General features: G+C 65.3%; 14 protein-coding genes. 9 read left to right on the plus strand and 5 right to left on the minus strand.

Going from position 1 to position 19,169, the window contains the following annotated elements:
- Window positions 1–48: 48 nt before the first annotated feature.
- The 3 genes from ngg to mnmC all read right to left on the minus strand — a co-directional run bounded on the left by ngg (window position 49) and on the right by mnmC (window position 5,768).
- Window positions 49–1,794 carry an N-acetylglutaminylglutamine synthetase gene (gene ngg / locus ACJA3S_RS06660; protein WP_406821241.1) on the minus strand — a complete coding sequence of 582 codons (1,746 nt, stop codon included), beginning with the start codon at window positions 1,792–1,794 and terminating at the stop codon, window positions 49–51.
- A 3-nt stretch (window positions 1,795–1,797) separates the two neighbouring features.
- A complete protein-coding gene (locus ACJA3S_RS06665) occupies window positions 1,798–3,585 on the minus strand; it encodes an N-acetylglutaminylglutamine amidotransferase (protein WP_406821242.1) in 1,788 nt (595 codons plus the stop codon).
- A 218-nt stretch (window positions 3,586–3,803) separates the two neighbouring features.
- Window positions 3,804–5,768: a bifunctional tRNA (5-methylaminomethyl-2-thiouridine)(34)-methyltransferase MnmD/FAD-dependent 5-carboxymethylaminomethyl-2-thiouridine(34) oxidoreductase MnmC gene (gene mnmC, locus ACJA3S_RS06670; RefSeq protein ID WP_406821243.1), complete on the minus strand. Its 1,965-nt coding sequence runs from the start codon at window positions 5,766–5,768 to the stop codon at window positions 3,804–3,806.
- 246 nt (window positions 5,769–6,014) lie between these two features.
- Between mnmC and pap the strand changes: the two genes are divergently transcribed.
- Together pap and ACJA3S_RS06680 are read left to right on the plus strand one after the other, a co-directional pair.
- Window positions 6,015–7,508 (plus strand): polyphosphate:AMP phosphotransferase, encoded by a 1,494-nt coding sequence (gene pap / locus ACJA3S_RS06675; RefSeq protein WP_406821244.1) that lies wholly within the window; start codon window positions 6,015–6,017, stop codon window positions 7,506–7,508.
- A 248-nt stretch (window positions 7,509–7,756) separates the two neighbouring features.
- Window positions 7,757–8,722, plus strand: coding sequence for a DMT family transporter (locus tag ACJA3S_RS06680; protein ID WP_406821245.1), 966 nt, complete (start codon window positions 7,757–7,759; stop codon window positions 8,720–8,722).
- Between the two features lie 128 nt (window positions 8,723–8,850).
- Here ACJA3S_RS06680 and ACJA3S_RS06685 read toward each other — a convergent pair whose 3' ends face one another.
- A complete protein-coding gene (locus tag ACJA3S_RS06685; RefSeq protein ID WP_170028792.1) occupies window positions 8,851–10,245 on the minus strand; it encodes a class II fumarate hydratase in 1,395 nt (464 codons plus the stop codon).
- Between the two features lie 155 nt (window positions 10,246–10,400).
- Here ACJA3S_RS06685 and ACJA3S_RS06690 point away from each other — a divergent pair, with 155 nt between their 5' ends.
- The 7 genes from ACJA3S_RS06690 to ACJA3S_RS06720 all read left to right on the plus strand — a co-directional run bounded on the left by ACJA3S_RS06690 (window position 10,401) and on the right by ACJA3S_RS06720 (window position 18,228).
- On the plus strand, window positions 10,401–10,925 hold the full coding sequence (locus ACJA3S_RS06690) for a DUF2059 domain-containing protein (protein WP_406821246.1): 525 nt from the start codon (window positions 10,401–10,403) through the stop codon (window positions 10,923–10,925).
- Between the two features lie 10 nt (window positions 10,926–10,935).
- Window positions 10,936–11,232, plus strand: coding sequence for a BolA family transcriptional regulator (locus ACJA3S_RS06695; RefSeq protein WP_170028794.1), 297 nt, complete (start codon window positions 10,936–10,938; stop codon window positions 11,230–11,232).
- A 211-nt stretch (window positions 11,233–11,443) separates the two neighbouring features.
- On the plus strand, window positions 11,444–12,376 hold the full coding sequence (locus ACJA3S_RS06700; RefSeq protein WP_406821247.1) for a rhodanese-related sulfurtransferase: 933 nt from the start codon (window positions 11,444–11,446) through the stop codon (window positions 12,374–12,376).
- A gap of 3 nt (window positions 12,377–12,379) precedes the next feature.
- Complete coding sequence (locus ACJA3S_RS06705; protein WP_406821248.1) at window positions 12,380–13,012, plus strand: DsbA family protein; 633 nt, start codon at window positions 12,380–12,382, stop codon at window positions 13,010–13,012.
- Window positions 13,005–14,837, plus strand: coding sequence for an ABC transporter ATP-binding protein (locus ACJA3S_RS06710; protein WP_406821249.1), 1,833 nt, complete (start codon window positions 13,005–13,007; stop codon window positions 14,835–14,837). Before ACJA3S_RS06705 ends, ACJA3S_RS06710 begins: the two co-directional genes overlap by 8 nt.
- A gap of 118 nt (window positions 14,838–14,955) precedes the next feature.
- Window positions 14,956–17,412, plus strand: a complete 2,457-nt coding sequence (locus ACJA3S_RS06715; protein WP_406821250.1) for an EAL domain-containing protein — start codon at window positions 14,956–14,958, stop codon at window positions 17,410–17,412.
- Between the two features lie 30 nt (window positions 17,413–17,442).
- Window positions 17,443–18,228, plus strand: coding sequence for a TenA family transcriptional regulator (locus tag ACJA3S_RS06720; RefSeq protein WP_406821251.1), 786 nt, complete (start codon window positions 17,443–17,445; stop codon window positions 18,226–18,228).
- Window positions 18,229–18,341: 113 nt separating this feature from the next.
- Here the strand turns inward: ACJA3S_RS06720 and ACJA3S_RS06725 are convergent, their stop codons facing one another.
- Entirely contained in the window at window positions 18,342–19,082 is a 741-nt protein-coding gene (locus ACJA3S_RS06725) for a YciK family oxidoreductase (RefSeq protein WP_170028800.1), read from the minus strand.
- Window positions 19,083–19,169 lie beyond the last annotated feature (87 nt).

The following is a 19,169-nucleotide window of genomic DNA, read 5'->3' on the forward strand; positions in this document are numbered from 1 at the left end:
GCGCTGCCCCTGTGGGAGCGGGCGTGCCCGCGAAGAGGCCATCAGTCGTTACGCCAACGGCCGGCTATGCGGAAACAGCAGGTCGATGAAACGCTCGGCGGTCGGTTGCGGTTCGTGGTTGGCCAACCCGGCCCGCTCGTTGGCCTCGATGATCACGTAATCCGGCTGCTCGGCATCGCGCACCATGAAGTCCAGCCCCACCACCGGGATCTCCAGTGCCCGCGCTGCCCGCACGGCGGCCTCGGCCAGTGCCGGGTGCAAGCGTTCGGTCACGTCTTCCAGGGTGCCGCCGGTGTGCAGGTTGGCGGTGCGCCGCACAGCCAGGTGCTGGCCCGCAGGCAGGACATCGTCGTAGCTATGGCCTGCGGTGCTCAGGGTGCGTTCGGTCTCTTCGTCCACGGGGATCCTGCTCTCGCCCCCGGTGGCCGCCTGGCGCCGTCGGCTCTGGGCCTCGATCAGCTGGCGAATGCTGTGCTTGCCATCGCCCACCACCTGCGCTGGGTGGCGAATGGCGGCCGCCACCACTTCATAACCGATGACCACGATGCGCAGGTCATGCCCGGCATGGAAGCTTTCCAGCAACACGCGGCTGTCGAACTGGCGTGCCTGTTCGACGGCGCGGGTGATGTCCTCGATGCTGGTGAGGTTGACGGCAACCCCTTGGCCCTGCTCGCCATCGACCGGTTTGACCACCACCGCCGCGTGCTCTTCGAGAAACGCCAGGTTGTCGTCGGCATTGCCGGCCAGCTGCTGGGCCGGCACCTTGAGCCCGGCGTTGTGCAGGGCTTGCCGGGTCAGGCGCTTGTCCTGGCACAGGGTCATGGTCACGGCGCTGGTCAGGTCGCTGAGCGATTCCCGGCAGCGGATGCGGCGCCCGCCCAGGCTGAGGGTGAACAGCCCGGCAGCGGCATCATCCACCTGCACCTCGATACCCCGGCGCAGGGCCTCGTCGACGATGATGCGCGCATACGGGTTGAGGTCGGCCTGCGGCCCGGGGCCGAGGAACAGCTGCTCGTTGATGCCGTTCTTGCGCTTGACCGCGAAGGTCGGCAGGTTGCGAAACCCCAGCTTCTGGTACAGGCGCTTGGCCTGGCGGTTGTCGTGCAGCACCGACAGGTCCAGGTAGGCCAGGCCGCGGCTCATGAAGTGTTCGATCAGGTGGCGCACCAGCACTTCGCCGACGCCGGGGCGGGTACATTGCGGGTCCACCGCCAGGCACCAGAGGCTGCTGCCGTGCTCGGGGTCGTCGAACGCCTTGGCATGGTTCAGGCCCATGACGCTGCCGATGACCGCACCGCTGTCTTCGTCTTCGGCCAGCCAGTACACGGGCCCGCCCTGGTCGAGCGGGGTGAGCAGCTCGGGGACGACCGGCAACATGCCGCGCGCCTGGTACAGGGTGTTGATCGCCTGCCAGTCACCGGGGTTCTGTGCCCGGCGCACGCGGAAACCACGGAACACCCGCTGTGCCGGGCGATAGTCGGTGAACCACAGGCGCAGGGTGTCGGACGGGTCGAGGAACAGTTGTTGTGGCGCATGGGCCAGCACCTGCTGGGGCGCGGCCACGTACAACGCGATGTCACGTTCGCCCGGGCACTCGCCCAGCAGGTCCTCGGCCAGCTTGGCCGGGTCGGCGTAGGTATGGCCGATCAGCAGCCGGCCCCAGCCGCAATGCACGGCGCGTGGCTGGTCGTGGGGCTGGCTGCCATCACCGGCCAGGCGCGCCTGCAGGCGTTCGTAGGAGGGCGCCTGGCCGCGCAGCAGGCGCTGGCCGTAGGCAGTTTCGTGGGCTTTCATCGCTCAGAGTCCTTGTTCGGTCAGCCACAGGTTCAGTGCCGCCAGTTGCCACAGCTTGGAGCCGCGCAGCGGGGTCAACTGGCCGTGCGGGTTGTTCAGCAAGCGGTCGAGCATGGCCGGGTTGAACAGCCCGCGGTCCTGGCTGGGGTCGGTCAGCAGTTCCCGCACCCAGCCAAGGGTGGCGCCATCCAGGTGCTTCAGGCCCGGTACCGGGAAGTAGCCTTTCTTGCGGTCGATCACCTCGTGCGGGATCACCCGACGTGCAGCTTGCTTGAGTACCTGCTTGCCGCCGTCGGGCAGCTTGAAGCGTGCGGGAATGCGCGCCGACAGTTCCACCAGGCGGTAATCGAGGAACGGGGTGCGTGCCTCCAGGCCCCAGGCCATGGTCATGTTGTCTACCCGTTTGACCGGGTCGTCGACCAGCATCACCGTGCTGTCCAGGCGCAGCGCCTTGTCTACTGCATCGGGGGCACCGGGGCGGGCGAAATGTTCGCGCACGAACTCGCCCGCAGCATCGGTTTCCAGCAGCCAGGGCGTTTGCACGGTGTCGCGGTATTCGGCGTGGCTGCGGTCGAAGAAGGCCTCGCGGTAGGCGCTGAAGGCGTCCTCGGCGCCGTCCACCTGCGGGTACCAGTGGTAGCCGGCGAACAGTTCGTCGGCACCCTGGCCGCTCTGCACGCCCTTGCAGTGCTTCGCCACTTCCCGCGACAGCAGGTAGAAGGCGATGCAGTCGTGGCTGACCATCGGTTCGCTCATGGCGCGGAACGCCGCCGGCAGTTGCTCGATGACCTCGTGTTCGGCAATACGCAACTGGTGGTGACGGGTGCCGTAATGCCGGGCGATCAGGTCGGAGTACTGGAACTCGTCGCCGCGTTCGCCGCCGGCATCCTCGAAACCGATGGAGAAGGTCGACAGGTCATCCACGCCCGCTTCGCGCAGCAGGCCGACCAGCAGGCTGGAGTCGACCCCGCCGGACAGCAGCACGCCCACGTCCACCGCGGCACGCTGGCGGATGGCCACGGCCTCGCGGGTGGCGTCGAGTACCCGGGTGGTCCAGCCTTCGAGGTCCAGCTCGCGCTCGTCGGGCGTGGCGCCGTAATGCAGCTGCCACCAGGTCTGGCGTTCCACTTCGCCATGGCGGTCGATGCGCATCCAGGTGCCGGGTTCGAGCTTTTGCACATTGGCCAGCAGGGTACGTGGCGCGGGTACCACCGCGTGGAAGTTCAGGTAGTGGTTGAGTGCTACCGGGTCGAGCACCGGGTCGATGTCACCGCCCTTGAGCAGCGCCGGCAGGGTCGAGGCGAACCGCAGGCGCTCGCCGTTGCGCGACAGGTACAAGGGCTTGACGCCCAGGCGGTCGCGGGCGAGGAACAAGCGCTGGTTGTCGCGCTCCCAGATGGCCAGGGCGAACATGCCGTTGAGCTTGGGCAGCAAGGCGGCGCCCCAGGCGTGGTAGCCCTTGAGCAGCACCTCGGTGTCGCCGTCGGACCAGAAGGTGTAGCCCAGCGCCTGCAGCTCCTGGCGCAGTTCGGGGAAGTTGTAGATGGCGCCGTTGAACGCCAGTGACAGGCCCAGGTTGTTGTCGACCATCGGCTGCGCCGAGCCGTCGGACAAGTCCATGATTTTCAGGCGCCGGTGGCCCAGGGCGATCGGGCCCTGGCTATGGAAGCCCCAGGCATCCGGGCCGCGCGGCGCCAGGTGATGGGTGATGCGCTCTACCGCAGCCAGGTCGGCTGGGCGAGGGGCTTGGTCGATCGGGGTGAAACGCAACTCTCCTGCTAATCCGCACATAAGTCCTTACCGGTTTTTCCGTTGGGGAGGGCGTGCCCCGGATTAGGGCACCTTAAGGAACTGACCTGTGCGGTTTGTGAGAGTTTTAGATCGATCTGTTATATGGGATGGGGCGGTGGGGGGGGTCTTGGTTTTTGGGTTGGGGCGTAAATCGAGCGCCGCCCGCGCGGCGCTCGATCTCCCAGGCGCTACACGCCCAACGACATACCCCGGCCCTGTCACCGCCCACGAATCAACCTGCGCAAGGCAAACCGGTTCGGATGACAGGCCTCCGCCACCGCCCGCGGCACCGGCAGTGGTTCCCCGCACACCCAGGCGGCCACCAGCTCGCCACTCAGCGGCGCGGTAATCAGCCCGCGCGAACCATGCCCGCTGTTCACGTACAGGCCACCGAGCCATGGGCAGGCCACCTGCGGCACTTGCCGCGCATCCCGGCTGAGCACCGCATAGGCTTCGCTGAACGCCTCGGCATCGGCCAGCGGCCCGACGATCGGCAAGTAGTCGGGGCTGGTGCAGCGGAATGCCGCGCGCCCCTGCAACTGTGCCGGGTCCAGCTCGGCGGTGCCCAGGCGCTCGGCCAGGTCGGGGGAGATTTCATCCAGCAATGCCAGGTTGCCTTGGTGCTCGGCCAGCGTCGGTGCCAGGTCTTCGCTGTGGAAGTCGAAGCTTGCGCCCAGGGTATGTTCATCGTCGCGCGGTGGCGCCACATAACCTTCCGCACACACCACGGTGCGCAACGCGCGGCTGCCGGCAGTGGCTGGCAAGCGGGTGATCTGCCCGCGGATGCGCTTGAGCGGCAGCTGCGCGCACGCCTCGAAGCGCCGCACTTCGGCGGCCCCGGCCAGGACCACCACAGGCGCGCTGGCCAGCAGCCGTTCGCCGGCCCAGGCTTGCCATTGCTCGCCGACCTTGCGCAGGTCGAGCACTGGCTGATGTGTCAGCAGGCGAATGCGAGGGTGCTGCAACTGCTGCTGGCACAGTGCTGGCGGGTGCACCCAGCCACCCTCGGGATAGAACAGCCCACCGGCCGGCAACGCCACACCGGCCATGGCTTCGGCTTCATCACGCTGCAGCGGATGCAGAAGGTCGGCGGCGAAGGCCGCAGCCAACTTGCCCTGGCGCTCGGCTTCCTTGCTGTCGAAGGCCAGCTGCAGCACGCCACAGGCATCCCAGTCGCGGCCGCGCTGCAGGCGCTCCAGCTGGCGCCGGGTGTAGCCGAAGCCGGACAGGATCATCTGCGACAGCGCTGTGCCATGGGCCGACAGCTTGAGGTACAGCACCCCTTGCGGGTTGCCTGATGCTTCCCGGGCTGGCGCGTCGTGGCGTTCCAGCACGGTCACCTGCCAGCCGCGCCGGGCCAGGCTGGCGGCGCTGCAACTGCCGGCCAGCCCGGCACCGATGACCAGGGCCTCGCGTGGCCCTGCTGCGGCCGCCGGGCGTGCATACCAGGGCGGGCTGGGGGTAGGCGGGGCGCCGACGTAGGCGCCGTTCATCACTTCCCACTTCTTGCCGATGCCCGGCACCTTCTTCATGGCGAAGCCGGCATCGACCAGGCTGCGGCGTACCCAGCCGGTGGTGGTGAACGTGCCCAGCACGGTGCCGGGGTGCGACAGCCGCGCCAGCTGCGCGAACAGCGCCGGGGTCCACATGTCGGGGTTCTTGGCCGGGGCGAAGCCGTCGAGGAACCACACATCGACCTGCGCATCGAGTTGCGGCAGTTGCTCCAGCACGTCACCGACCAGCAGGGTGAGGGTGACCCGCCCATTGGCGAAGGTGAACTGCTGGAAGCCAGGGTGCAGCGCCACGTACTGCGCCAGCAGGGGTTCGCTGTAGGCCGCCAGCTCCGGCCACAGGCGCACGGCACGGGCCATGTCGTCGCGGCCGATCGGGTACTTCTCGACGCTGACGAAATGCAGGCGGGCTTCGGCGCCGGCATGCTGCTCGAACAGTTGCCAGGCGCAGTAGAAGTTCATGCCGGTGCCAAAGCCGGTTTCACCGATCACCAGGCAGGCATGCGGGGCGAGGGCGGCGAAACGTTCTGCCAGGCGGGTTTGTCCGAGAAACACATGACGGGTTTCTTCGATGCCTTCGTTGACTGCGAAGTAGACGTCGTCGTATTGGCGCGAGTGCGGGCGGCCCTGGTCGTCCCAGTCGATCTGGGCGTGCTGGAGGAGGGTGGACATGGTTGGCTCGGTTGCAGCGGATCGACGGATTTTATGCCATCTGATGATTTTGCGCTTGCCGTACCGGCCCTGTCGCCGGCAAGCCAGCCCCCACAGGTACAACGTCGATTGTAGGAGCGGATTTATCCGCGAAGCAGCCGACGCGGTGACTGGCACCGGCTGTGGCAGCTGGCTTGCCAGCGACAGGGCCGGTACAGCCCACACACAAATCCGCTAGTCTTGCTTATCCATTGAAGGAGCCAGTGCATGTTCGAATCCGCAGAAATCGGCCACAGCATCGACAAGGAGGCTTACGACGCCGAGGTACCCGCTTTGCGCGAGGCCCTGCTCGAAGCCCAGTACGAACTCAAGCAGCAGGCGCGTTTCCCGGTGATCGTGCTGATCAACGGCATCGAAGGCGCCGGCAAGGGCGAGACGGTCAAGTTGCTCAACGAGTGGATGGACCCGCGGTTGATCGACGTGCTCACCTTCGACCAGCAAACCGACGAAGAGCTGGCCCGGCCCCCGGCCTGGCGCTATTGGCGGGCCTTGCCACCGAAGGGGCGGATGGGCGTGTTCTTCGGCAACTGGTACAGCCAGATGCTCCAGGGGCGGGTACATGGCCTGTTCAAGGATGCCGTGCTCGACCAGGCCATCACCGGCGCCGAGCGGCTCGAGGAAATGCTCTGCGACGAAGGTGCGCTGATCATCAAGTTCTGGTTCCACCTGTCCAAGAAGCAGATGAAGGCGCGCCTCAAGGCGCTGAAGGACGACCCGCTGCACAGCTGGCGCATCAGCCCGCTGGACTGGCAGCAGTCGCAAACCTACGACCGTTTCGTGCGCTTCGGTGAGCGCGTGCTGCGCCGCACCAGCCGCGACTATGCGCCATGGCACATCATCGAAGGCGTCGACCCCAACTACCGCAGCCTGGCGGTCGGGCGGGTTCTGCTGGAAAGCCTGCAAGCAGCACTGGCCAGCGACCCCAAAGCCAAGCACCGGGGCAACGTCGCGCCGCTGGGCCGCAGCATCGACCAGCGCAGCCTGCTCGGCGCGCTGGACATGACCCTGCGCCTGGACAAGGCCGATTATCAGGAACAGCTGGTCACCGAGCAGGCCCGCCTGGCCGGCCTGCTGCGCGACAAGCGCATGCGCCGGCATGCCCTGGTGGCGGTGTTCGAAGGCAACGACGCAGCCGGCAAGGGCGGCGCCATCCGCCGCGTGGCGGCAGCGCTGGACCCGCGCCAGTACCGCATCGTGCCGATTGCCGCGCCCACCGAAGAAGAGCGCGCGCAGCCCTACCTATGGCGGTTCTGGCGGCATATTCCGGCGCGCGGCAAATTCACCATCTTCGACCGTTCCTGGTATGGCCGGGTGCTGGTGGAGCGGGTGGAAGGCTTCTGCAGCCCGGCCGACTGGATGCGCGCCTACAGCGAGATCAACGATTTCGAGGAACAGCTGGTGAATGCCGGCGTGGTGGTGGTCAAGTTCTGGCTGGCGATCGACCAGCAGACCCAACTGGAGCGTTTCGAAGAGCGCGAGCAGATCCCGTTCAAGCGCTACAAGATCACCGAGGATGACTGGCGCAACCGCGAGAAGTGGGACGACTATGTCCAGGCCGTAGGCGACATGGTCGACCGCACCAGCAGCGAGATCGCACCGTGGACGCTGGTGGAGGCCAACGACAAGCGCTGGGCGCGGGTGAAAGTGTTGCGCACCATCAACCAGGCGCTCGAGGCGGCGTTTGCCAAGGACAAGAAATAGCCGAGTTGATGCTGCCTGTGCTTGCCCTTTCGCGGGCACGCCAGCTCCCACAGCAGTACCCCATGGCTGAAACCTGGGGCCTTGTGCGAGCGGGTTTGCCGGCGAACAAGCCGGCACAGACAATTCATCACCCAGGCATGCCATAGAAGAATGACCTGATGAATTCTTTTCTCGGCACTCGCCGCCGGCCCAGCCCTCCAAGCCTTTAGAATTCAACCACCCCCACCACGGGCTTGATCGAGGACTTTATGCACACCACTTCCGGCCGCTGGGGCTATGGCCTGTTCCTGGCACTTCTGACGGCGTTGCTCTGGGGTATCCTGCCGATCAAACTTAAGCAGGTGCTGCAGGTGGTCGACCCGGTCACCGTCACCTGGTACCGCCTGCTGGTTTCCGGTGGGCTGCTGTTCGCCTGGCTGACGGCCCAGCGCCGCTTGCCGTCCATCCGCCAACTGACGCCCAGGGGCAAGGGGCTGGTGCTGGTGGCCGTGCTTGGCCTGATGGGCAACTATGTGCTGTACCTGATCGGCCTGAACCTGCTGAGCCCGGGTACCGCGCAATTAGTGGTGCAGCTTGGCCCGGTGTTGCTGCTGGTGGCCAGCGTGTTCGTGTTCCGCGAACGCTTCAGCCTGGGGCAGGGCATGGGCCTGCTGATCCTGCTGGCGGGGTTTGGCCTGTTCTTCAACCAGCGCCTGGAAGAGCTGCTGACCTCGCTCGGCACCTATACCACCGGCGTGCTGACCATCCTGCTGGCCACCACGATCTGGGTGTTCTACGCACTGAGCCAGAAGCAGCTGCTGACCGTGTGGAATTCGCAGCAAGTGATGATGGTGATCTACCTTGGTTGCGCCGCGTTGCTCACGCCATGGGTACACCCGTTGCAGGCATTGCAGCTGAGCCCGGTGCAGGGCTGGTTGCTGCTGGCCTGCTGCCTGAACACGCTGGTGGCCTATGGCGCGTTTGCCGAGGCGCTGGCGCACTGGGAGGCGTCGCGAGTGAGTGCCACGCTGGCGTTGACGCCGCTGGTGACCTTCGTCGCGGTGGCATTGGCGGCCTTGCTGTGGCCTGACTACGTGCATGCCGAGGACATCAATGCCCTGGGTTATGTCGGGGCGGTGACGGTGGTGCTGGGTTCGGCGCTGGTGGCGCTGGGGCCTTCACTGGTGGCTAGCTGGCGGGCCCGCAAATTCCGCAAAGTCGCCCGCTCCGTGTAGGAGCGGCCTTGCGTCGCGATGGGCTGCGCAGCAGCCCCAAAATTTATGTCCCTGCCGAGCGTTCTGGGGCTGCTGCGCAGCCCATCGCGACGCAAGGCCGCGCCCACACAGGGCGCGGTGTCCGGATCTCAGCCTTTTCCGCCTGGGGCCAGCATGTTCTCCGGCCGCACCCACTGGTCGAACTGCTCATTGGTCAGGTACTTCAATTCCAGTGCCGCCTCGCGCAAGGTCTTGCCCTCGCCGTAGGCCTTCTTGGCAATTTCCGCAGCCTTGTCATAGCCGATGTGCGGGTTCAGCGCCGTTACCAGCATCAACCCGCGCTCCAGGTGCGCCGCCATCTGCTCGGCATCCGGCTCGATACCCGCCACGCAATGCTGCTGGAAGTTGCGGCAGCCATCGGCCAGCAGCTCGATCGACTGCAGCAGGTTGTGGATGATCACTGGCTTGAACACGTTCAGCTGCAAATGGCCCTGGCTGGCGGCAAAGCCGATCGCCGCGTCGTTGCCGAGCACCTGGCAGGCCAGCATCGACAAGGCTTCGCACTGGGTCGGGTTGACCTTGCCCGGCATGATCGAACTACCAGGCTCGTTGGCCGGCAGGCGTACTTCAGCCAGCCCGGCACGCGGGCCGGAGCCCAGCAGGCGCAGGTCGTTGGCAATTTTCATCAGCGCCACAGCCAGGGTCTTCAGGGCGCCGGCCAGGCTGGTCAGCGGCTCATGCCCGGCAAGGGCGGCGAATTTGTTCGGTGCGGTGACGAACGGCAGGCCGGACAGCGCCGCCAACTCGGCCGCGATGGCTTCGGCGAAACCATGCGGGGCGTTCAGCCCGGTGCCCACGGCGGTGCCGCCCTGGGCCAGTTCACAAACCGCCGGCAAGCTGGCGCGGATGGCGCGTTGGGCGTAGTCGAGCTGGGCGACGAACGCGGACACCTCCTGGCCGAAGGTGATCGGCGTGGCATCCATCATGTGCGTGCGGCCGGTCTTCACCAGCTGGTGGTGGCGTGCCGACAGCTCGGCCAGCCCCGAGGACAGTTCGGCGATGGCCGGCAGCAGCTTGTCGTGTACCGCCTGGGCGGCAGCGATGTGCATCGCGGTGGGGAAGCAGTCGTTGGAGCTCTGCGAACGGTTGACGTGGTCGTTGGGGTGCACCGGCGCCTTGCCGCCACGGCCCTTGCCGGCCAGTTCGTTGGCCCGCCCGGCGATCACCTCGTTGACGTTCATGTTGCTCTGGGTGCCGCTGCCGGTCTGCCAGACCACCAGCGGGAACTGGTCGTCGTGCTGGCCGTCCAGCACTTCGTCGGCAGCCTGTTCGATCAGCCGGGCGATGTCGGCTGGCAAGTCGCCGTTGCGGTCGTTGACGCGTGCTGCGGCCTTCTTGATCAGCGCCAGGGCGTGCAACACCGCAATGGGCATGCGCTCCTTGCCGATGGCGAAGTTGATCAGCGAACGCTGGGTCTGCGCACCCCAGTAGGCGTCCTCAGGAACTTCGACCGGGCCCAGGCTGTCTGTCTCGATGCGGCTCATTCTGTACTCACTCCTGTGTAGTTCGAAATCGCAGTTTAGGCCCTGATTCGACCGAGCGGTTCCGTCGCTCGTCGTGCCACTTGAGCACATCGCCACCACGGCGCAGAATGCTCTACTCTGAGGTACCCGCCTCCGTCTCTTCTGAAGGAAATGCAATGACCCGTCTCCGTGTCCTTTGTGCCGCCGTTGCCCTGGCTTGCGCCAGCGGCCAGGTACTCGCTGCCACCGCCAGCCATAATGCTGCTGCCGAGAAATTCCTGACCCTGGCCAACGCCGACAAGCTGGGGACGCCGGTATACATGCAGGTCCAGCAGATGTTCGCCCAGCGTTTTGCCCAGACCAAGGCGCCGGCCACCAAGCAGTCGGTGCTGGAAAGCTACCAGGCCAAGGCCAACGCCGCGCTGGACAACGCCATCGGCTGGAAAAAGCTGAAGCCGAAGATGGTCGACCTGTACACCCAGACCTTCACCGAGCAGGAACTGAACGACCTGGTCAAGTTCTACGAATCGCCGCTGGGCAAGAAAGTGCTGCGTGAAATGCCCAAGGTCACCCAGCAGTCGGCCCAGCTGACCCAGCAGAGCCTGGAGCCTGCGGTGCCGGTGGTGAACAAGCTGCTCGACGACATGACCAAGGAGCTGGACCCGAACGCCGGCAAGGCCGCCGCCCCGGCGAAGAAGTGAGTACGCCGCGATGAGCATGCAACAGCGCATCGAACAGCAGTTGGCTGCCCTGGCGCCGCAACACCTGCAAGTGCTTGACGAAAGCCACATGCACAGTCGTGGCCAGGAGACCCACTACAAGGCAGTGATCGTCAGCGAGCAGTTTGCCGGGTTGAACAGCGTCAAGCGCCACCAGAAGGTGTATGCCACCATGGGTGAACTGATGGGCGAGATCCACGCCCTGGCCATCCATACCTACACCGCCGAGGAGTGGGCCAAGGTCGGCGTGGCACCGGCTTCGCCGGTTTGCGCGGGCGGCGGGCACTGAAACCATTCGGTTGTTCTGGTAGAATCCTGCAAGATCCGGGGGCCGCTTTGCGGCCCTTTCGCGACATGAGGCCGCTGCTACAGGTTATGCGATTCCCCTGTAGCAGCGGCCTCATGTCGCGAAGGGGGCGCAAGGCGCCCCCATGCTTTTTTTTACACCTGTCAAACCCGGTCCGCCCCTTACGAGGGCAACCACCTGGAGATTCCGCTTCATGTCCCAACCCATCGTCGTCGCGGCGCTGTACAAGTTCGTCACCCTGGAAGACTACGTCGAGCTGCGTGAGCCGCTGCTCAAGACCATGCTCGACAACAACGTCAAAGGCACCCTGCTGCTGGCCCACGAAGGCATCAACGGCACCGTCTCGGCCACCCGCGAAGGCATCGATGGCCTGCTGGCCTGGCTGCGCAACGACCCGCGCCTGGCCGATGTCGACCACAAGGAATCGTACTGCGACGAACAGCCGTTCTACCGCACCAAGGTCAAGCTCAAGAAAGAGATCGTCACCCTCGGCGTACCCGGCGTGGACCCCAACAAGGCGGTCGGCACCTATGTCGAGCCCAAGGACTGGAACGCGCTGATCAGCGACCCGGAAGTACTGCTGATCGACACCCGCAACGATTACGAAGTGGCCATCGGCACCTTCAAGGGCGCCATCGACCCGAAGACCGAAACCTTCCGCGAGTTCCCCGACTACATCAAGGCCAACTTCGACCCCAGCAAGCACAAGAAGGTTGCGATGTTCTGCACCGGCGGTATCCGTTGCGAAAAAGCCTCCAGCTACATGCTCGGTGAAGGCTTCGAAGCGGTCTATCATCTTAAGGGCGGCATCCTGAAATACTTCGAGGAAGTGCCTCAGGAAGAAAGCCTGTGGGACGGCGACTGCTTCGTCTTCGACAACCGCGTCACGGTGCGCCATGACCTGAGCGAGGGCGAGTACGACCAGTGCCACGCCTGCCGCCACCCGATCAATGCACAGGAGCGTGCGTCCGAGCACTATTCGCCTGGGGTGAGCTGCCCGCATTGCTGGGACACCCTGAGCGAGAAGACCCGGCGCAGCGCCATCGACCGGCAGAAGCAGATCGAGCTGGCCAAGGCCCGCAACCTGCCGCATCCGATCGGTTACAACTACAAAGCCGAGGCTTGATGCATGTCTGCACGCCTGATCTACGTGATGGACCCGATGTGCTCCTGGTGCTGGGGCTTCGCACCCGTGGCCGCGGCCCTGATCGCCCAGGCGCGTGCAGCAGGCGTGCCGACCCGCCTGGTCACCGGCGGCTTGCGCAGCGGCGGCAGCGCGCTGGATAGCGCCACCCGCAAGTACATCCTCGAACACTGGCAAGCGGTGGCCGAAGCCACTGGCCAGCCGTTTCGCTTCGAGGGGGCCATGCCCGACGGCTTCGTCTACGACACCGAGCCGGCCTGCCGGGCCCTGGTCACCGCCCGCGAGCTGGACGCCGAGCGCGTCTGGCCGCTGCTGGCGCTGATCCAGCGCGCGTTCTACGAGCAGGGGGTGGATGTGACCGTTGCTCCGCATCTGGTCGAACTGGCCGAGCAGGCGGGCTTCGACCGTGCCGTGTTCGCCGAGGCCTTTGCCCGGGCCGACACGCGCGCCGCTACTGCGGCCGATTTCGCCTGGGCGCAGGACCTGGGCATCGCCGGTTTCCCGACCTTGCTGGCCGAGCGTAAGGGCCAGCTGGCTCTGCTGACCAACGGCTACCAGCCGCTGGAGCGCCTGCAACCCTTGCTCGGCCGCTGGCTGCAGCAGGCCGCCTGTGCTTGATCTGCCTGGGTCACCCGACCCGGTGCCGGGCAAGCCTTGCACGGCGGCCGACCGCCTGAGCTGGGCGGAAATCCGCCGCCTGGCTCTGCATCACAAGAAAAACCTCTGGTCCGCCAACCTCATTGCCGTGTTGGCAGCCTGCTGCAGCGTGCCCATCCCGTTGCTGCTGCCGCTGCTGGTGGACGAGGTGCTGCTGGGCCAGGGCGATGCCGCGCTGCAGTGGATGAACCACCTGCTGCCGGCCAGTTGGCAGGTGGCCGCCGGCTACATCGGCCTGATGCTGTTGCTGACCCTGTGCCTGCGCCTGGCCGCCCTGGCGTTCAACGTCATCCAGGCCAGGTTGTTCGCCGGCTTGGCCAAGGACATCGTCTACCGCCTGCGCATCCGCCTTATCGAGCGGCTCAAGCGGATTTCGCTGAAGGAATACGAAAGCCTGGGCAGCGGTACGGTCACCACCCACCTGGTCACCGACCTGGATACCCTCGACAAGTTCGTCGGCGAAACCCTCAGCCGCTTCCTGGTGGCCATGCTGACCCTGACCGGCACCGCGGCCATCCTGATCTGGATGCACTGGCAGCTGGCCTTGCTGATCCTGCTGTTCAACCCGCTGGTCATCTACTTCACCGTGCAGTTGGGCAAGCGCGTCAAACACCTGAAAAAGCTCGAGAACGACAGTACCGCACGGTTTACCCAGGCGCTGGCGGAAACCCTCGACGCCATCCAGGAAATCCGCGCCGGCAACCGCCAGGGCTACTTCCTCGGGCGCCTTGGCCTGCGCGCCCGCGAAGTGCGCGACTACGCCGTCGACTCGCAATGGAAAAGCGATGCCAGTGGCCGCGCCAGTGGCCTGCTGTTCCAGTTCGGTATCGACATCTTCCGCGCCGCGGCGATGCTCACCGTGCTGTTTTCCGACCTGTCGATCGGCCAGATGCTGGCGGTGTTCAGCTACCTGTGGTTCATGATCGGCCCGGTGGAACAACTGCTCAACCTGCAATACGCCTATTACGCCGCCGGCGGCGCGCTGAGCCGCCTCAACGAGCTGCTGGCGCGTGCCGACGAGCCGCAGTACGCGGCCGCCAGCGACCCGTTCGGCGGTCGCCAGACCGTCGGCATCGAAGTGCGCGACCTGCGTTTTGCCTATGCCGACGAGCCGGTGCTCGAGCACCTCGACCTGAGCATTGCCCCGGGTGAGAAGGTGGCCATCGTGGGTGCCAGCGGCGGCGGCAAGAGCACGCTGGTGCAGCTGCTGCTGGGCCTTTATAGCGCCCAGGCCGGCACTATCCGCTTTGGCGGTGCCAGCCTGCAGGAAATCGGCCTGGAAACCCTGCGCGAGAACGTCGCGGTGGTGCTGCAGCACCCGTCGCTGTTCAACGACAGCGTGCGCGCCAACCTGACCATGGGCCGCGACTGCAGCGACGAGGCCTGCTGGCAGGCGCTGCGTATCGCCCAGCTGGATGCCACCATCGCTGCCTTGCCGCAGGGCCTGGACAGTGTGGTGGGGCGCTCCGGCGTGCGCCTGTCCGGTGGCCAGCGCCAGCGCCTGGCGATTGCCCGCATGGTGCTGGCCGAGCCCAAGGTGGTGATCCTCGACGAAGCCACCTCGGCCCTGGATGCCGCCACCGAGTACAACCTGCACCAGGCCCTGGCGCGCTTTCTCAGCGGCCGTACCACGCTGATCATTGCCCACCGCCTGTCCGCAGTGAAACAGGCCGACCGGGTGCTGGTGTTCGATGGTGGGCATGTCGCAGAGGATGGCGACCACCAGCAGCTGATTGCAGAAGGTGGGTTGTATGCCAAGCTCTATGGGCACCTGCAACAAAGTTGAACTTATGTAAAGTCACCGATTTTCTGTCATGAAAAACCCAGCCGCGGCGATGGCATTTGGCCTACGCTGTGCTTGTCTGGGTTGATCTGCGCCTCATCTGCTCTGTGACAGGGACTCCATGAAGGGACATCGCACACTCGAAGCGCCAAAGCTGCTTGGCATCACCTGGCCCTTCATCGCCGTTGTGGTCTTCCAGGTGGCGCTGGGCAGCCTCAGTTTCTATGCGCTCTCGGCGGTGCGCGCCTATGTTGCCGGTGAAAGCCTTTGGTCCAAGGCCCAGAAAGACGCGATCTATTACCTTGACCTGTACGCCGAAACCCGCGACGACAGTACCTACCAGCACTATCGCCAGGCGATCATCGTACCCCGCGGCGACCAACGCTTGCGCGAGGTGCTCGACCAGCCCGTCCCCGACCTTGACGCTGCGCGCCAGGCCGTCCTGGATGGCGGCAACCACCCCGACGATGTCGAACGGATCATCTGGTTCTACCGCAACTTTCGCAACCTCAGCTACATGCAGACGGCGATCGATTACTGGAATATCGGCGACGATTACCTGGCCAAGCTGGACACGTTGGCCAGCGAAATGCGCAGCAGTTTCGCCGCCGGCCCGGTAGACGCCCGTACCATCAGTGAGTGGAAGGCGCGCATCGTCGCCATCAACGAAGGGGTCACCCCGGCCTCCAAGGCGTTCAGCGATGCCCTCGGCGAGGGCTCGCGCATGCTGATGCGGGTGCTGCTGACCACCAACCTGATGACGGCACTGTTCCTGATCGCCATTGCCTGGCGCCGCTCCAGCAAGCTGCTGGCCCAGCGCGAAGCCTTTGCCAGCGCTCTGCAGGTGGAAAAGGAGCGGGCGCAGATCACCCTGCAGGCCATTGGCGATGCGGTAATCACCGCAGATGTAGACGGCATGATCGGCTACATGAACCCGGCCGCCGAACAACTGACCCACTGGCAGGCCGGCCAGGCCCAGGGCCTGCCATTGTCAGCGTTGTTCAGCCTGGTGGACGAGCAGGCCGAGGAAGATGGCCGCAGCCTGGTCGAGCAGGTGCTCAGCGGCAGCCTCAAAGGCGGCGCCGAGCATCCCCGGCTGATCCAGCGCCTGGATGGCAGTACCGTGTCGATCAACCTGGTCGGTTCGCCGATCGTCAATGACGGCGAGGTCAGCGGCATCGTGCTGGTGCTGCACGACATGACCCAGGAGCGCCAGTACATCGCCAACCTGTCCTGGCAGGCGACCCACGACGCCCTCACCGGGCTGGCCAACCGCCGCGAATTCGAATACCGCCTGGAGCAGGCACTCAATGGCCTGGCGCGCCAGGCCGGGCGGCATTCACTGATGTTCCTCGACCTCGACCAGTTCAAGCTGGTCAACGACACCTGCGGGCATGCCGCAGGCGACGAACTGCTGCGGCACATCTGCGCCGTGCTGCAATCCGGCCTGCGGGAAGGCGACACCCTGGCCCGCCTGGGCGGTGACGAATTCGGCGTACTGCTGGAAAACTGCCCGCCCGACCAGGCCGAGCGTATTGGCGAGCAGTTGCGCCAGCTGGTGCAGAGCCTGCACTTCGTGTGGAAGGGGCGGCCGTTCGTCACCACTGTCAGTATCGGCCTGGTGCACTTGGCCCAGGCCCCCACCACTCTGGAAGCCTCGCTGCGTGCTGCCGACATGGCCTGCTACATGGCCAAGGAAAAGGGCCGCAACCGTGTCCAGGTGTACCATGCCGACGACAGCGAACTGTCCATGCGCTTTGGCGAAATGGCCTGGATCCAGCGCTTGCACGTGGCCCTGGAAGAAAACCGCTTCTGCCTGTATGCCCAGGAAATCGCCCCGCTGAAAAGTTTCGAAGGCCCGGGCCACATCGAGATCCTGTTGCGCCTGCACGACGAAAGCGGCCGCACCATCCTGCCCAACAGCTTCATCCCGGCGGCCGAGCGCTATGGCCTGATGACCGCGCTGGATCGCTGGGTGGTGCGCAATGTATTCGTGGTCATTCGCCAGTGCCTGGACCAGAGCCGGGAAGGGCCGCTGTCGACCTGTGCGATCAACCTGTCGGGGTCGAGCATTGGCGATGACAAGTTCCTCGAATACTTGCAGCGCCTGTTCGTCGAATACGCCATCCCGCCGCGGATGATCTGTTTTGAAATCACTGAAACCAGCGCGATTGCCAACCTTGGCAGCGCCATCCGCTTTATCAACGAGTTGAAGGGGCTGGGTTGCCGCTTCTCGCTCGATGACTTCTGCGCTGGCATGTCATCGTTCGCCTATCTCAAGCATTTGCCCGTGGATTACCTGAAGATCGACGGGAGTTTCGTCAAGGACATGCTCGACGATCCGGTCAACCGGGCCATGGTCGAGGTCATCAACCACATCGGTCACGTCATGGGCAAACGCACCATTGCCGAATTCGTCGAAACACCCTTGATCGAGCAGGCCTTGCAGGAGATTGGCGTTGATTACGCCCAGGGCTACCTGATTGAACGCCCCCAGGTGTTCACCTGTGACAGTCTGCAGCGCCAACGGATCGCCACCCGGCCTCTGTTGCAGCGGGCACCTGGCACGTTTCGTTAGCTAGTGATCGCAAGGATCAAGGAGCTCAAAGTGATTGATGCATTCGTTCGTATCGGCCCTCTGATGGACCCTGCAAGCTACCCCCACTGGGCCCAGCAACTGATTGAGGATTGCCGTGAAAGCAAGCGCCGGGTCGTGGAGCACGAGTTCTACGCACGGCTGCGCGATGGCCAGTTGAAGCAATCCACCATCCGCCAGTACCTGATCGGTGGCTGGCCGGTGGTCGAGCAGTTCTCGCTGTACATGGCGCACAACCTGACCAAGACCCGCTATGGTCGGCACCAGGGCGAGGATATGGCGCGGCGCTGGTTGATGCGCAATATCCGCGTCGAGCTCAACCATGCCGACTATTGGGTCAGCTGGGCCCAGGCGCACGGCGTGCACCTGCATGAATTGCAGGCGCAGAACGTTCCGGCCGAGCTGAACGGCCTGAACGACTGGTGCTGGCGCGTGTGTTTCACCGAAAACCTGGCCATCTCCATGGCGGCGACCAATTACGCCATCGAAGGCGCGACCGGCGAATGGTCGGCAGTGGTGTGTTCCAGCGACACCTACGCGCTGGGCTTCCCGGAGGATGAGCGCAAGCGGGCGATGAAGTGGCTGAAGATGCACGCCCAGTATGACGACGCGCACCCGTGGGAGGCGCTGGAGATCATCTGCACGCTGGCCGGCGAGAACCCGACGCTGGGGTTGCGTACCGAGCTGCGCAGGGCGATATGCCGGAGCTATGACTGCATGTACATGTTCCTGGAGCGCTGCATGCAACTGGAAGGTCGCCAGCAGCGGAGCATGCGCCCGGCGTTGGTGGCGGGCTGAGTGTTGCACCGGCCTCTTCGCGGGCTTGCCCGCTCCCACAGGTATGGCGCAGCCTTCAAGGGCCTTGCTGATCCTGTGGGAGCGGGCGAGCCCGCGAAGAGGCCAGCTCAGGCTCACTGGGCGTCGAACGCCTGCCCATTCACCCCTTTGCTGTCCGGCCCCATCAGGTACAGGTACAGCGGCATGATCTGTTCCGGCAGCGGGTTGTTCTGCGGGTTTTCGCTGGGGTACGCCTGGGCGCGCATCGCCGTGCGCGTGGCGCCCGGGTTGATGCTGTTGGCGCGCACCGGCGCCACGCCTTCCAGTTCGTCGGCGAGGGTCTGCATCAGGCCCTCGGTGGCGAATTTCGACACGCCATAAGCGCCCCAGTAGGCGCGGCCCTTGCGCCCGACGCTGCTGCTGGTGAACACCACCGAAGCGTCTTCCGACAGCTTCAGCAATGGCAAAAGGGTGCTGGTGAGCATGAACGTGGCGTTGACGTTGATGTGCATCACGCGCATGAAGTTGTCACCCGACAGCTGCTCCAGCGGCGTGCGCGGGCCGATGATCGATGCGTTGTTGAGCAGGCCATCGAGGCGGCCGAACTGCTCCTCGATCATTACCGCCAGTTCGTCGTACTGGTGGGGCAGGGCGGTTTCCAGGTTGAACGGGATCACCACCGGTTGCGGGTGCCCGGCGGCTTCGATCTGGTCGTAGACCTCGTTGAGGTTGGCCTCGGTCTTGCCCAGCAGCAGCACGGTGGCGCCCAGCGCGGCATAGGCCTTGGCGGCAGCGGCGCCGATGCCGCGGCCGGCACCGGTAACCAGGATGACCCGGCCTTGCAGCAGGTCGGGGCGGGCGGTGTAGTCGAACATTGCGTATTCCCTTGTTATGGCGCGACAGACCGTGTGTGAGCGGGCGCGCCCGCGAACACCGGCAAAGCCGGTGCCATCCACCGCAGT

This window comes from Pseudomonas sp. KnCO4 (assembly GCF_045344305.1).
GTDB lineage: Bacteria > Pseudomonadota > Gammaproteobacteria > Pseudomonadales > Pseudomonadaceae > Aquipseudomonas > Aquipseudomonas anuradhapurensis.

What these genes read in the sequence shown, in the direction of transcription:
- ngg (WP_406821241.1), bottom strand. Translation starts at nt 1,794, where the DNA reads ATGAAAGCCCACGAAACTGCCTACGGCCAGCGCCTGCTGCGCGGCCAG.
- ACJA3S_RS06665 (WP_406821242.1), bottom strand. Translation starts at nt 3,585, where the DNA reads ATGTGCGGATTAGCAGGAGAGTTGCGTTTCACCCCGATCGACCAAGCC.
- mnmC (WP_406821243.1), bottom strand. Translation starts at nt 5,768, where the DNA reads ATGTCCACCCTCCTCCAGCACGCCCAGATCGACTGGGACGACCAGGGC.
- pap (WP_406821244.1), top strand. Translation starts at nt 6,015, where the DNA reads ATGTTCGAATCCGCAGAAATCGGCCACAGCATCGACAAGGAGGCTTAC.
- ACJA3S_RS06680 (WP_406821245.1), top strand. Translation starts at nt 7,757, where the DNA reads ATGCACACCACTTCCGGCCGCTGGGGCTATGGCCTGTTCCTGGCACTT.
- ACJA3S_RS06685 (WP_170028792.1), bottom strand. Translation starts at nt 10,245, where the DNA reads ATGAGCCGCATCGAGACAGACAGCCTGGGCCCGGTCGAAGTTCCTGAG.
- ACJA3S_RS06690 (WP_406821246.1), top strand. Translation starts at nt 10,401, where the DNA reads ATGACCCGTCTCCGTGTCCTTTGTGCCGCCGTTGCCCTGGCTTGCGCC.
- ACJA3S_RS06695 (WP_170028794.1), top strand. Translation starts at nt 10,936, where the DNA reads ATGAGCATGCAACAGCGCATCGAACAGCAGTTGGCTGCCCTGGCGCCG.
- ACJA3S_RS06700 (WP_406821247.1), top strand. Translation starts at nt 11,444, where the DNA reads ATGTCCCAACCCATCGTCGTCGCGGCGCTGTACAAGTTCGTCACCCTG.
- ACJA3S_RS06705 (WP_406821248.1), top strand. Translation starts at nt 12,380, where the DNA reads ATGTCTGCACGCCTGATCTACGTGATGGACCCGATGTGCTCCTGGTGC.
- ACJA3S_RS06715 (WP_406821250.1), top strand. Translation starts at nt 14,956, where the DNA reads ATGAAGGGACATCGCACACTCGAAGCGCCAAAGCTGCTTGGCATCACC.
- ACJA3S_RS06725 (WP_170028800.1), bottom strand. Translation starts at nt 19,082, where the DNA reads ATGTTCGACTACACCGCCCGCCCCGACCTGCTGCAAGGCCGGGTCATC.